This window comes from Roseburia sp. MSJ-14, assembly GCF_018918225.1.
Classification (GTDB): Bacteria; Bacillota; Clostridia; order Lachnospirales; family Lachnospiraceae; genus Petralouisia.
In genome coordinates, this window is record NZ_JAHLQD010000008.1 from 92,252 (window position 1) to 105,688 (window position 13,437).

14 protein-coding genes are annotated in these 13,437 nt (G+C 38.0%); 11 read left to right on the forward strand and 3 right to left on the reverse strand.

What is annotated here, in order from left to right:
- The first annotated feature begins 44 nt into the window (after positions 1-44).
- The 9 genes from KQI83_RS02845 (at position 45) to KQI83_RS02885 (ending at position 8,655) form a co-directional block, all read left to right on the forward strand.
- Positions 45-1,538, forward strand: a complete 1,494-nt coding sequence (locus KQI83_RS02845; RefSeq protein WP_216554611.1) for a hypothetical protein — start codon at positions 45-47, stop codon at positions 1,536-1,538.
- Between the two features lie 17 nt (positions 1,539-1,555).
- Entirely contained in the window at positions 1,556-2,170 is a 615-nt protein-coding gene (hisH, locus tag KQI83_RS02850) for an imidazole glycerol phosphate synthase subunit HisH (protein ID WP_216554612.1), read from the forward strand.
- A gap of 2 nt (positions 2,171-2,172) precedes the next feature.
- Positions 2,173-2,934 (forward strand): imidazole glycerol phosphate synthase subunit HisF, encoded by a 762-nt coding sequence (gene hisF, locus KQI83_RS02855; protein WP_216554614.1) that lies wholly within the window; start codon positions 2,173-2,175, stop codon positions 2,932-2,934.
- 11 nt (positions 2,935-2,945) lie between these two features.
- Positions 2,946-3,620, forward strand: a complete 675-nt coding sequence (locus KQI83_RS02860) for a uracil-DNA glycosylase (RefSeq protein WP_216554616.1) — start codon at positions 2,946-2,948, stop codon at positions 3,618-3,620.
- Between the two features lie 355 nt (positions 3,621-3,975).
- On the forward strand, positions 3,976-4,749 hold the full coding sequence (locus KQI83_RS02865; protein ID WP_253295477.1) for a hypothetical protein: 774 nt from the start codon (positions 3,976-3,978) through the stop codon (positions 4,747-4,749).
- A gap of 154 nt (positions 4,750-4,903) precedes the next feature.
- Positions 4,904-5,734 (forward strand): hypothetical protein, encoded by an 831-nt coding sequence (locus KQI83_RS02870; protein ID WP_216554618.1) that lies wholly within the window; start codon positions 4,904-4,906, stop codon positions 5,732-5,734.
- Between the two features lie 51 nt (positions 5,735-5,785).
- Complete coding sequence (locus tag KQI83_RS02875; protein ID WP_216554620.1) at positions 5,786-7,432, forward strand: putative manganese-dependent inorganic diphosphatase; 1,647 nt, start codon at positions 5,786-5,788, stop codon at positions 7,430-7,432.
- Positions 7,433-7,521: 89 nt separating this feature from the next.
- Positions 7,522-8,088: a flavin reductase family protein gene (locus tag KQI83_RS02880; RefSeq protein ID WP_216555398.1), complete on the forward strand. Its 567-nt coding sequence runs from the start codon at positions 7,522-7,524 to the stop codon at positions 8,086-8,088.
- Positions 8,089-8,253: 165 nt separating this feature from the next.
- On the forward strand, positions 8,254-8,655 hold the full coding sequence (locus KQI83_RS02885) for a hypothetical protein (protein WP_216554622.1): 402 nt from the start codon (positions 8,254-8,256) through the stop codon (positions 8,653-8,655).
- A 56-nt stretch (positions 8,656-8,711) separates the two neighbouring features.
- Here the strand turns inward: KQI83_RS02885 and KQI83_RS02890 are convergent, their stop codons facing one another.
- The 3 genes from KQI83_RS02890 to KQI83_RS02900 are packed head-to-tail and all read right to left on the reverse strand — an operon-like array spanning position 8,712 to position 11,345.
- Positions 8,712-9,227, reverse strand: a complete 516-nt coding sequence (locus KQI83_RS02890; RefSeq protein WP_216554625.1) for a DUF4364 family protein — start codon at positions 9,225-9,227, stop codon at positions 8,712-8,714.
- 32 nt (positions 9,228-9,259) lie between these two features.
- Positions 9,260-10,189 (reverse strand): TIGR01212 family radical SAM protein, encoded by a 930-nt coding sequence (locus KQI83_RS02895; protein WP_216554627.1) that lies wholly within the window; start codon positions 10,187-10,189, stop codon positions 9,260-9,262.
- 1 nt (position 10,190) lies between these two features.
- Positions 10,191-11,345: an NAD(P)-dependent malic enzyme gene (locus KQI83_RS02900; RefSeq protein WP_216554629.1), complete on the reverse strand. Its 1,155-nt coding sequence runs from the start codon at positions 11,343-11,345 to the stop codon at positions 10,191-10,193.
- A 193-nt stretch (positions 11,346-11,538) separates the two neighbouring features.
- Between KQI83_RS02900 and rho the strand changes: the two genes are divergently transcribed.
- Positions 11,539-13,035, forward strand: coding sequence for a transcription termination factor Rho (rho, locus tag KQI83_RS02905; protein WP_216554632.1), 1,497 nt, complete (start codon positions 11,539-11,541; stop codon positions 13,033-13,035).
- A 129-nt stretch (positions 13,036-13,164) separates the two neighbouring features.
- A complete protein-coding gene (gene rpmE / locus KQI83_RS02910; protein ID WP_216554634.1) occupies positions 13,165-13,371 on the forward strand; it encodes a 50S ribosomal protein L31 in 207 nt (68 codons plus the stop codon).
- Positions 13,372-13,437: the final 66 nt, after the last annotated feature.

Consider the following 13,437-nt stretch of genomic DNA (forward strand, 5'->3'; position numbering starts at 1 on the left):
TATGTTACAATATTGTCAGAGAATATTTATCGGAGGTGGGGCAGTTGAGTGAAAGAGAAGAATATCTGGACGACTTGCTAAAAGAGATGGACGATAAAAAAGGACAAAGAGAAAACATCAGGGAGGATGGAACAGTGGATAAATACGAAAAGGATTTAGAAGGAATCAACGAAGAAGATTTTTTGAAAGAATTTGAAAAAACACTGGGAGAAACCTCTGATACCGATATAGAAGCGGAGATTTCAAAAGACAGTAAGAGTGACAGCGAATTAGAACAGGAATTAGGATTAGACCAAAGTGACAGTCCATCAGACTTTATGGATAGTATCGGTTCAATTGTGAATGATGTCAAATCGAGTAATACAGAGGACACTTTAGGTGATGGAGATTTGCCGATAGACGAATCTTTGAAAAATTTTGCTGAGGAAGATCCTGACTTAGACGGAATTGGTCAAGAGTTCAATTTATCAGACGGATTGGATGATTTGAATGATATATCAGAGAAAACGGAAAGTGGTGAAACAGAGGATATCTCAGAAGCAGAACGGCTTGCAAGGGAAATCGAAGGATTGAACTTGGATATGGGAGAAGAACCTGTACAGAAGGCGACTAATGAGGTATCGGAAAAATCAGAAGAACCGCAGAAAACAGAAGAAAAAGGAAAGAAAAAGGGATTTTTCGCAAGGTTTTCTGCTATCTTGTTTGGCGAAGAGGAAGAAGAGGGCAAGAAGCCGAAAGCAGAGCCGTTAGCACCGGCTGATATTGAAAATTTATCAGAAGAAGAGCTAAGCGCATTGCGTGAATTAGAAGGTCAGACAACTGTTTCAGAAGAAGATGAAGAAGCGAAAAAGAAACAGGAAAAGGCGGAACAAAAAAAGGCTGAAAAAGAGCAAAAAGCGCAGGAAAAAGCAGAAAAGAAGGCAGAAAAAAAAGCCGCAAAAGAGCAAAAAGCAAAAGAAAAGGCAGAAAAGAAGGCTTTAAAATTACAGAATCAGGAACCTGTAGTAAAATCAAAGCCATTGCCGAAAAAACCGGTAATACTAATCGTATTGTGTTGCCTGTCAATTGTTGTTTTAATAAACCTTTTAAGCGGACTTTCCGGTTACAATGCAGCAATTTCAGATGCGAAAGATTATTATCAGCAAGGTGAATATGTATCTGCTTTTAATTGTCTGGATGGAAAAGAAATGAAGAAGGCAGACAAAGAGTTTTACGAAAAAGCAAAACTGAATGCATATTTACAACAGCAGATTGAAAGTTATAATACATATCAAAGCCAGAGTATGTACAATGAAGCATTAGCAGCATTGATATGCGGTGTTGGCAGATATGATCGTTTTATTGCAGAGGCAACAACTGCCGGAGTAGATAAAGAATATAATAAAATGCTTCAGAGTATTGAAGAACAATTAAATAGTAATTATCAGATGTCCGTAGATGATGCAAGAGCTGTATATGCATTAGATGATAAGAAAGAATTTACATATGCGGTAGCTGATGTGATTAACAAGTTAGGACTAGAGAAAGTAGAGCAGTAGGACAGGAGAGACAAAGCATGATAGCAATTGTGGATTATGATGCAGGAAACCTCAAAAGTGTAGAAAAAGCATTGAAGTTTCTTGGACAGGAAAGTGTAGTAACCCGTGACCGAAAAGAGATTCTTAGTGCTGATAAGGTGATTTTACCGGGTGTAGGTGCATTTGGAGTTGCAATGGAGAATCTGAAAAAATATGAGCTGGACAAGGTTATCCGAGAAGTGACAGAAAATAAGACACCATTTTTGGGAATTTGTCTGGGGCTTCAGTTATTGTTTGAAGGAAGCGAAGAAAGCAGTGGCGTAGAAGGACTTCATATTTTAGATGGAGAAATTGTAAAGATTCCAGAAGAACCGGGGCTTAAGATTCCACATATTGGGTGGAATTCCTTGAAATTGCAGAATCATGGCAGATTATTTGAAGGAATTCCAGAAGATGCATTTGTCTATTTTGTTCATTCCTACTATTTGAAAGCCAAGGAAGAAAGCATTGTAAAGGCGGTAACAGAGTATGGTGTGAATATTCATGCATCCGTAGAAAAAGAAAATGTATTTGCATGCCAGTTCCATCCGGAAAAGAGCAGCAGTGTAGGACTTAAAATTTTAGAGAATTTTGCAAAGATAGGGGAGGTATAAAGATGTTTACAAAAAGAATCATTCCCTGTCTTGATGTAAATAACGGACGGGTAGTAAAAGGCGTAAATTTTGTGAATCTTCGTGATGCAGGTAATCCGGTAGAGATTGCAGCAGCTTACGACAAAGCAGGTGCTGACGAAGTGGTATTTTTAGACATAACAGCATCCTCCGATGCCAGAAATACCGTAGTAGATATGGTGCGAAAGGTGGCTGAAAAGGTCTTTATTCCATTCACCGTTGGCGGCGGAATTCGTACCGTAGAAGATTTTAAAGTGTTGTTGCGTGAAGGAGCAGATAAAATATCGATTAATTCTTCTGCGATTAATACACCAAGACTCATCAGTGATGCCGCAGACAAGTTTGGCAGTCAGTGTGTAGTGGTTGCCATTGATGCCAGAAGACGTGAGGACGGAAAAGGCTGGAACGTATATAAAAATGGCGGTAGAATTGATACCGGACTAGATGCAGTAGAATGGGCTATAAAGGCTAATCAACTGGGCGCAGGAGAGATTCTGTTGACAAGTATGGATTGTGACGGTACCAAAGCGGGATATGATTTGGAATTGACCAGAACCATTGCAGAGAATGTTTCCATACCGGTAATCGCATCCGGTGGAGCAGGCACCATGGAACATTTTAAAGAAGCCCTTACGGTAGGAAAGGCAGATGCAGCATTGGCAGCATCCTTATTCCATTATAAGGAATTAGAGATTATGGAATTAAAAAATTATTTAGCAGAATGTAAAATACCGGTAAGAAGATAGAAGGCAGATATATGGGAATGATAGAAAATGACTGGTTGCAGGCGGTTGGTGGTGAATTTAAAAAGCCTTACTATGCCCAGTTGTATAAGTTTATAAAAGAAGAATATAATACAAAAGTGATTTATCCACCGGCAGATGATATTTTTAATGCATTACATCTTACACCATTAAGTAAGGTAAAAGTGTTAATCTTAGGACAAGACCCGTATCATAACGAAGGACAGGCACATGGACTTTGTTTTTCCGTAAAGCCGGAGGTAGATATTCCACCATCCTTAGAAAATATTTATAAAGAACTCAAGGACGATTTGGGATGTAAAATCCCAAATAATGGTTACTTGGTAAAGTGGGCAGAACAGGGAGTGCTGATGCTTAATACAGTATTAACAGTGCGAGCTCATCAGGCGAATTCTCATCAGGGAAGAGGATGGGAGCAGTTTACGGATGCAATTATTAATGCAGTAAATGCGCAGGATCGTCCTATTGTGTATATGCTTTGGGGAAGACCGGCACAGAGCAAAATTCCCATGTTGACTAATCCGAAACACTTGATATTAAAGGCTCCACATCCAAGTCCATTATCTGCATATCGAGGATTTTTCGGATGCAAGCATTTTAGTCAGGCAAATGCGTTTTTGGAGAAAAACGGAATAGAACCAATTGATTGGCAAATAGAAGATAGATAATTTGCGTAAAAAGAAAAGGAATCTATAACGATTCCTTTTTTTGTCTATTAATGAGGAGTGCCCCAGTATCTCACGACACTAGGGCTATTATGAAAAATTTATCTGTAAAAAAACATGAAATCAATTTACTTGCTTTTTTAACTGTCTTTATTGTAACAATTAAATATGAATAAAGTGTGAATAAAACATAAAAATATTGTAAAATACATAAAAAAGCACAAAAAAAGAAAAAATATTTAGTAAAAATACATAAAAGCCAGAAACGTTGCAAAAAAGAAAAGTTGGTGATATAATAAAATATAGTAAAAAGGTAACGTAGACAGGGAAGTCGCCAGTAAGTCAAAGGAGTGGTACGATGTCATATTTTGGATTATCAAATATTAATGCAGTAAATACATTGTTTTCCAGTTTAGGTGGAAACGGATCTAAGACAGGAAGTGTAAGCACAGGAAGTAATGTTTTAGCAGACTATGCCAGCATTCGTAGCGGAAGTTACCATAAGCTGTTGAAGTCTTATTATAATAAAGATAAAGAAGCAGTTACGGATGCCGTAAAGAACTCTGTCACATCAACCTCTGTTGCAAAAGACTCCACCAAGGAGTTGACACGCATGGAGAAGGCAGGAGAAAATTTGAAAAAGTCCGTGGATGAACTGATTACCCAGGGAACGAAGAGTGTGTTCAAACAGGAGAGTGTGAAGAACTCGGATGGAACCTTTACAAAGAAGTATGATACAGATGCCATTTACAAGAAAGTAAATGCATTTGTAGAAAACTACAATACTGTAATTGAAGAGACAGAAGATGCCAATACAAAGCGAATTGCTAGAACTTCTGAACAGATGACAACATTGACTAACGCGTATAAGAATCAGTTGAATAAAATTGGTATTACAGTAAAGAGTGATAATACCTTAAGTATTGACAAGGATACTTTTGAAAAGGCAGATATGGACACTGTGAAGAATTTATTTAACGGTACAGGTTCCTATGCTTATAGTGTAGGAGTAAAGGCATCTATGATAGATTATTACGCTCAGAATGAGGCGTCCAAGTCTAATACATATGCCGAAACTGGATATTATAATTTTAATTATAACTATGGAAGCAACTACAGCAATTATATTTAAAAAGTAATCAAGAATGATAAGATAGAAGAGTCCGAACTTTAAATGGTTCGGATTCTTTTTTGCAGAGTGCAGGTTTATGGTTGCAAAAAATATAGTGAAATGCTACAATAGAACCAATAATGCGCTACTGCGATTAAATAAAGGGGGCTGGGTTGTGGAAAATTTTTTTAAGAAAATCACTAAGAGGAAATACAGACCCAAAAAGCAGGAATCTGAAAGAGAAAGGACAAGAGATACGGTGCAGAAAGAAGATTTTTTACTGAAACAAATTGACGAATTCAAAGAGAAGGCAAGACAGCTTCAGGGTTTGTTAAGTTCAAGGGAAGATAAAGTCGAAGAGCTTCAGGAAATCGTGCAAGAACGCGAAGAAAAGGCAAAGCAGCTTCAGTCTGTGTTAGAGGAACGACAGATAGAAGCGGACAAGCTGGTAAAAAGTGTAGAAACACAGGTAAATGCAGCTGTTTCTCGCATGGATGCCCAAATTAAAGTGGTAGATGAAACTTTTAGTTCTGAGATGGATACCTTGGATGAGCGTATTTCTGAGCAGGTAGCTGAAATCAATCAAAATGCAAGACAACAGCTTGCTGAAATTGATAAAAAAGTAGAGATTGCAACCGAGTTTATGGAAAAGCAATCAGAAGCTCAGACAGAAACAATAAAAGAGACATTAGAGGGAGTATCCAATAAGCTGGAATCTGTTAAGGATGAAGTATCAGAAAAGCTTGGCGATGTGGATAAAGTTGTGTCAGAAAAATTGGAGAGTGTAAAGGGGGAAGTGTTCGAAAAGATTCACAGCGAAGATGTGAAGTGTTACCGAAATATCCAGACACTGGTGGAAGAACTTGAAAAGAAACTGGAGCGGGTAGAAATCGGTGAACAGAGCATGAAGACCATGAAAGGGTATATGCGGGCAATGATTATACTTGCAATTGTAAATATTGTAGGAATTGCCGGGGTTCTGGCTTTTGTGGCAGGACTCATATAGGACAAGAAGTAATATTGACAGAATAATAAGAAATAGTTAGAGGTAGCAGAGATGGAACAGGAAAAAAAGGTATGGGTAATCGGACATAAGAATCCGGATACAGACTCTATTTGTTCAGCAATTGCCTATGCAGACTTAAAGAGCAAAATTGGAGATAAGAATTACGAAGCAAAATGTGCAGGACAGCCAAATGAAGAAACAAAGTATGTATTAGAGCACTTCAAGGTAGATGCACCAAAATATGTGGGAGATGTAGGAGCACAGGTAAAGGATATTGAAATCCGTAAAACGCCGGGTGTTAGTTGCCAGATTTCCTTAAAAACAGCATGGGAAATGATGAAAGCACAAAATGTAGCCACACTTCCAATTGTTCGTGATAACGGAACATTACAGGGACTCATTATTACAGGTGATATTGCTACATCTTATATGGATGTATATGATAGCAAGATTTTAGCTACAGCAAGAACACAGTATAGAAGTATTGCACAGACATTAGAAGGCGAAGTAATCGTAGGAAATGAGCATGGATACTTTGTAAAAGGCAAGGTTGTAGTAGCGGCAGGAAGCCCGGATTTAATGAAAGAATATATCGAGGATGATGACCTTGTAATTTTAGGCGATCGTCCTGAGGCACAGACATGTGCATTAGAAATGAATGCAAGCTGTTTGGTTGTGGTTTCTGATTCCGGAGTTTCAGAGGATATTCAGAAGTTAGCAGAGGAAAAAGGATGTGTTATTATCACAACTCCTTATGACTCTTATACAGCATCACGTCTTATTAATCAAAGTATGCCAATCAAATACTTTATGCGTAGAGATAACCTGATTACATTTGAAACAGAAGAATATGTAGAAGATGTACAGAAGGTTATGTCTAAGGAACGTCATCGTGATTTCCCGGTTATTGACGAAGAAGGAAAATATGTAGGTATGATTTCTCGTCGTAATTTGTTGGATATGAGACGTAAACAACTGATTTTAGTAGACCATAATGAAAAATCTCAGGCAGTAGACGGAATTGATGGAGCAGAAATCTTAGAGATTATTGACCATCATAAGCTTGGTGATATTGAGACGATTGCACCGGTATTCTTCCGTAACCAGCCGGTGGGATGTACCGGAACGATTATTTATCAGATGTATCATGAATATGGCATCGATATTAATAGAAAAATTGCAGGTTTACTGTGTTCTGCTATTATATCAGATACTTTGATGTTCCGTTCTCCAACTTGTACAGAAGCAGACAAAAAGGCAGCAGAAGCATTGGCAGAACGTGCAGGAATCTCAATCGAAGAACATGCGAAAAACATGTTTAAGGCAGGAAGTAACTTTGCATCTAAAACCGCAGAGGAAATCTTCTATCAGGATTTCAAGGAATTTAATGCAGGAGATAAGAAGTTCGGTGTAGGCCAGTTAAGTGCTATGAGCGATGAAGAACTTCAGGAAGTAAAGGAAAAGTTAATGTCTTATATGCCAAAGGTATTAGAAGAACGCAAATTGGATATGATATATATTATGTTAACCAATATCTTAGAGGAAAGTTCCGAATTGATTTATGTAGGTACAGAAGCAAGAGACATTGCAGAAGCTGCATTCCGAGGACATTTTGAACCAAGAGAAGATTCTGTATGGCTTAAGGGTGTTGTATCTCGTAAGAAACAGGTAATTCCTTCTTTTATGGCAGTATTATAGGAAAATAATACATGAATAGAAAAAAGAAAAATAAAAAAGTAACTGGTAGAAGGCAAGAAAGCAGGCCGGAAAGAAAAGTTACTCCTGAAATGAAAAAGCAGGAATGGAAACCGGGGAATATGATATACCCGGTTCCTGCTGTTATGGTGACCGTATCGGATCAGCAGGGAAACGACAATATTATCACAGTAGCATGGACTGGAACGGTTTGTACAAACCCGCCTATGGCTTATATATCAGTCAGACCGGAACGTTACTCTTATCATATGATAAAAGAGACAGGCGAATTCGTAATCAATTTGACAACGAAAGAACTTGCATATGCTACAGATTACTGTGGAGTAAAGTCCGGAAGAGATGTAGATAAATTTAAGGAATTAAAGCTTACCAGACAAAAAGGCTCAAAAGTGTCAGCTCCTCTGATTGGAGAAAGTCCGGTAAATATCGAATGTAAGGTGACAGAATGTAAGGAACTTGGTTCACATCATATGTTTCTTGCAGAAGTAGTGGCAGTACATGTGGATGAAAGTTATCTGAATGAGACAGGTAAATTTCAGTTAGAAAAGGCAGAACCCATTGTATATTCTCATGGAACGTATTTTGATTTAAAACATTCCCTGGGAACATTTGGATATAGTGTAAAGAAGAGGTCGTAGACATAAAATCTATGACTTCTTTTTTATATCATAAGTAATATCGCTCGGGAGGGAAAGAGTCCGACAAACGGAGGCTTTATTCCTAAAATTATCAGTTTTTAGTAGACGTTTCTGTAGTAAAATGGTACAATAATACTAATAAGTAGGAAGAAGGGAGCGTTTTGTATGGAACAAGTATCATTATTTGAGAATTTAAAGTTTTGCTCCATATGTCGAAGACCGTTGCCCCTTGATTATGAAAAGGAAATGTGTCCTCAATGCATTGAAAATCAGTTATTTAATGAAGTGAAGGAATATATTCGTTCCCGAGATGTAACCGAGTATCAGGTAGCGGAACACTTTAAAATTCCTCATTATAAGGTGAAACGTTGGATAGACGAAGGCAGAATTGAGTATAAAGAGCAAGATAATAAGATTATGAATCAGCATTGCTCTAAATGTGGAGCGCCGATTAGCTTTGGTAATCTGTGTCAAAAGTGTTATAAAGAAAAGTATAATACAAAAGTAGGATATGCTCCATTGAAATCAAAAGATGGAGATAATGAGAAGATACGTTTCTTAGATTAAAAAGAGCTTATGAAGTAGAAGATAAAAACTTCTTCCTTCATAAGCTTTTTTGTTCTTTAACGTAAAAGTAAATCCATAAGATATCCGTAGACTTCTTCGTCTTGCTTTTGCCAATTTGCGCAAATAGCCTCTGCCTGTCCTTTTGATTTTACTGCAATCGTTAAGTCTAAAAGAGAACGTTCTTTTTCGCGAATTTGGCACCGAACAGCAAAGTCCTGACCAGTAGTTTTATAGTAGTCAGCAATAACGGAAATTTCCTGCTTTAATTCCATTTTGTTTTCTGCAAAATAGGAGAGAACATCTTCCTTAATAGCAGAAGAAATTTTATCCGGAAAGTAGGAAAGTGTTTCTCGTCCTGCGGGGGTAATATAATAGTGGGTGTTATTGTGTGTAGATTCCGTACGAATCAGTTCTGCACTAATAAGTTCACTGATTGCCTGCTGTATGGTAAAATAAGTAGTATATTCTTTTTCCAATACAAAGTTCGAAATTTGTGTGTTAGTCAGTGGAAAATCCACATGATCTAACATGTATAAAACAATTAATTTGTATTGAGTCAAAGCTTCAGCCATGTTACATTCCTCCTTAAATTTTGCTGTAAAAGTCAGTTGTGGTAAGGATAATTTTTTCCTTGCCAAATATCCTGGTCTTTTAATGTTTTATGAATCTGATTTAATACGCTGCGTTTCGCACTACTCCACAGAGGTCCTATTAAAAGGTCTTTGGGACCGTCACCGGTAAGTCGGTGAATGGTAACATCAGGTGATAAAATAGCCAGGCAGTCGCAAATCATTTGACAATATTCATCTTGTGAAAACAGTGGAAATGGATGTTCCTTGTATAAAATTCCCAAGTCTGTATCAGATAATACATGGAGCAGTTGCAACTTGATTCCAAATACATGGAGAGCTCCTACATGGGCAACCGTTTCTAACATATCTGCTTTGGTTTCTCCGGGAAGACCAAGTATGACGTGAACAATTACCGGAATAGAAAGGGCATTTAAATGTTCTACAGCTTCATGAAAACAAGATAAAGTAAATCCACTTCGAATAAAAGTACTGGTTTTTGGGTGAATCGTTTGCAGACCAAGTTCAATCCAAACGGGTTTTATTTGATTTAATTCATCTAACAATTCCAATACTTCCCGGGAAAGACAATCGGGACGGGTAGCAATGGATAAAATAACCACATCAGGGTCCATGATTGCTTTCATAAAAATAGAGCGGAGATAATCCACCGGGGCATAAGTATTGGTATATGCTTGAAAGTAGGCTATGAATTTATTGCAGTTGCGCTTGCTGCGTATTTGTTCCTTAGCATCCTCTAGTTGCTGTGTAATAGATTCCTGGGCATTTTGGGCGAAGTCACCACTACCGGCAGCACTGCAAAAAATACAACCTCTGGTATCAAGGGTTCCGTCACGATTTGGACAGGTCATACCGCCATTTAAAGAAAGGCGGTATACCTTTTCACCGAAAGTGTGCTTTAAGTAATAATCTACGGAGTAATACCGTTTATCATCCCAAAACATATTACTTTTGAATATGAGACTTTACAGCCTCGCTGACAACCTGCGCTACACGAGGGTCAAAAGCTTCCGGCATAATAAAATCTTCATTTAATTCTTCGTCAGATACCAATCCTGCAAGGGCATTGGCAGCGGCTAGTTTCATTTCTTCTGTAATCTGAGTCGCACGTCCTTCCAAAGCACCCTTGAAGATACCAGGGAAAGCAACCACATTGTTAATCTGGTTTGGAAAATCACTTCGACCTGTTCCCACAACCTTAGCACCGGCAGCCTTGGCAACGTCAGGCATAATTTCAGGGACCGGATTTGCCATAGCAAAGAGGATAGCATCTTTGTTCATGGAAGATACCATTTCCGCAGAAACGATGTTTGGAGCGGAAACTCCAACAAAAATATCTGCACCTTTTAAAGCATCCGCAAGGCTTCCGGATTTGTTTTCCAAGTTTGTTACTTCGGTCATTTTTTTCTGCATCCAGTTCAAATCAGGATAATCTTTGTTAATCATACCCAGACGGTCACACATGGTAACATGTTTAAATCCGTAAGTTAAAAGTAATTTTGTAATAGCAATTCCGGCAGAACCGGCACCGTTTACCACTACTTTACAATCTTCTTTTACCTTTCCTGTTACCTTTAAGGCATTGATGATTCCGGCAAGTACAACAATAGCAGTACCATGTTGGTCATCGTGAAATACAGGGATAGAAAGCTTTTCTTTTAAACGTTCTTCGATTTCAAAACAACGTGGAGCTGAAATATCCTCCAGATTGATTCCGCCGAATCCTGGCGCAAGATAAGTAACTGCTTTGATGATTTCCTCTGTATCCTGTGTATCTAAGCAAATCGGTACGGCATTGACACCACCGAATTCTTTAAACAGAACACATTTTCCTTCCATAACAGGCATAGCAGCATAAGGTCCGATGTTTCCTAAACCAAGGACTGCGCTTCCGTCAGAGACTACAGCTACCGTATTTGCCTTCATAGTGTATACATAAGCATCTTCTGGATTTTCTGCAATTTTTCTGCAAGGTTCTGCCACACCTGGGGTGTATGCAATGGATAAATCATCACGGGATTTTACCGGTGCCTTTGAGACAGTTTCTAATTTACCATTCCATTCTTTATGCAAAAGTAAAGCTTTTTCGTTGGTTGTCATGTGTATTCGCTCCTTATTCATTAATAATATGTAATCAAACTTTAATAAGCATAACATGAAAAAAAAAACAAATCAAGAAAAAGGACTTCCTATTTAGAAAAAGATAGTGTATAATACCATTTATTGTATATGGTTAAAATCGGTGTCGTATCTGACAATTTATTCCCGTAATAACAGCCAAAGGAGATTAGGTATGAGAGAAAAGTATGAAAGTTTATCAGTAACAGTATTAAGAGAGGTGGCAAAGGCAAGGGGACTGAAAGGTCTTTCTGGGTTAAAGAAGAGTGAATTGGTGGAATTAATGCTTAAGGAAGATGAAAAAGTTGCCAAAGAGGAGAGTGCAAAGAAGGCTGCCCAGGAAGAAAGTCAGGAAAAGACAGTAAAAGTCAAAAAGAAAAAAGATAAGAAAATAGAAAAAGAAAAAACAGATAAGTCAGACAGAAACGAGAAAAGAGAAGAGAGACACGAGGAAAAACGTGAAGAACATTATGAAGAACGAAAAGAAAAGTCTCCAAACAAAGTAGTAACCAAAGATGGAATAGAAATAGAAAATCCGGAATTAGATAGTGGAATCAGTGCTAAGGGAATTTTAGAAGTCATGGGGGATGGATTTGGATTCATTCGTAGTGAGAATTATCTTCCGGGAGAGAATGATGTATATGTTTCTCCTGCTCAAATTCGCAGATTTGGATTAAAAACGGGTGATGTAATCTGTGGAAATACCAAGATTAAGACGCAGCAGGAAAAGTTTAGTGCATTGCTTTATATTAAGAGCATTAATGGATGTCATCCATCCGTTATTTTGAAACGACCAAATTTTGAAGACCTGACACCAATTTTCCCAAATGAAAGAATACGCTTAGAAAACGAAAAGGGCGGTGTAGCAATGCGTATTATGGATTTGGTATCTCCAATCGGAAAAGGACAGCGTGGTATGATTGTATCTCCGCCAAAGGCAGGTAAAACAACCTTGTTAAAGCAGGTAGCACGTTCCGTAACGAGAAATAATCCGGATATGCATTTGATTATTCTATTAATTGATGAACGACCGGAAGAAGTAACAGATATTAAAGAGGCTATCCGCGGAAAAAATGTAGAAGTTATTTATTCTACTTTCGATGAGTTGCCGGAACATCATAAACGTGTATCGGAAATGGTAATTGAACGAGGAAGACGTTTAGTGGAGCAGGGCAAGGATGTTATGATTCTTTTAGACAGTATTACACGTCTTGCAAGAGCATACAACCTTATTGTGCCGCCAAGCGGAAGAACCTTATCCGGTGGTATTGACCCGGCTGCATTACATATGCCAAAGAGATTTTTCGGTGCAGCAAGAAATATGCGAGAAGGTGGAAGTATCACTATTCTTGCTACTGCATTGGTAGAGACAGGAAGCCGTATGGATGATGTAGTTTACGAAGAATTTAAGGGAACCGGTAACATGGAAATTATTTTGGATAGAAAACTTTCTGAGCGAAGAGTGTTCCCGGCAGTGGATATTGTAAAATCAGGAACTCGAAGAGAAGATCTGTTACTGAATCAGGAAGAAAAAGAAGCCGTAGAGATTATGCGTAGAGCAATCAATGGCATGAAAGCAGACGAAGCAGTAGAAAGTATATTGAACATGTTTGTTCGTACACAGAACAATCATGAGTTCTGCCAGATGGTGAAAAGAACAAAACTTATTTAGCTAAATTTGAAAAAAAACTTGCATATCGTAGAAATATGTGCTACACTAATAAAGCTGTTGTACAGACAGCAATGTAAATTATGAAAATCGATGAACAAGATTGAAAATATAGTATGAAGAGGTGAAATCATGAGAGAAGGAATCCATCCAGAATATTATCAGGCAACTGTAACATGTAACTGTGGAAATACTTTTGTTACAGGTTCAACAAAAGAGGATATCCATGTTGAAATCTGTTCCAAGTGCCATCCGTTCTACACTGGACAGCAGAAGGCTGCACAGGCTCGTGGACGTATTGATAAGTTTAATAAGAAGTATGGCATGAACAATCAGTAATGAACCACACAAAAAGAGGATGTCTTTTTACTTGGACATCCTCTATTTTTTACGTGAGTAGCGATG

Bases quoted from the DNA above. Each gene is read 5' to 3' on its own strand.
- KQI83_RS02895 (WP_216554627.1), bottom strand. From the start codon at position 10,189: ATGTTTTGGGATGATAAACGGTATTACTCCGTAGATTATTACTTAAAG.
- hisF (WP_216554614.1), top strand. From the start codon at position 2,173: ATGTTTACAAAAAGAATCATTCCCTGTCTTGATGTAAATAACGGACGG.
- KQI83_RS02860 (WP_216554616.1), top strand. From the start codon at position 2,946: ATGGGAATGATAGAAAATGACTGGTTGCAGGCGGTTGGTGGTGAATTT.
- KQI83_RS02865 (WP_253295477.1), top strand. From the start codon at position 3,976: ATGTCATATTTTGGATTATCAAATATTAATGCAGTAAATACATTGTTT.
- KQI83_RS02885 (WP_216554622.1), top strand. From the start codon at position 8,254: ATGGAACAAGTATCATTATTTGAGAATTTAAAGTTTTGCTCCATATGT.
- KQI83_RS02880 (WP_216555398.1), top strand. From the start codon at position 7,522: ATGAAAAAGCAGGAATGGAAACCGGGGAATATGATATACCCGGTTCCT.
- KQI83_RS02875 (WP_216554620.1), top strand. From the start codon at position 5,786: ATGGAACAGGAAAAAAAGGTATGGGTAATCGGACATAAGAATCCGGAT.
- KQI83_RS02890 (WP_216554625.1), bottom strand. From the start codon at position 9,227: ATGGCTGAAGCTTTGACTCAATACAAATTAATTGTTTTATACATGTTA.
- rho (WP_216554632.1), top strand. From the start codon at position 11,539: ATGAGAGAAAAGTATGAAAGTTTATCAGTAACAGTATTAAGAGAGGTG.
- hisH (WP_216554612.1), top strand. From the start codon at position 1,556: ATGATAGCAATTGTGGATTATGATGCAGGAAACCTCAAAAGTGTAGAA.
- KQI83_RS02900 (WP_216554629.1), bottom strand. From the start codon at position 11,345: ATGACAACCAACGAAAAAGCTTTACTTTTGCATAAAGAATGGAATGGT.
- rpmE (WP_216554634.1), top strand. From the start codon at position 13,165: ATGAGAGAAGGAATCCATCCAGAATATTATCAGGCAACTGTAACATGT.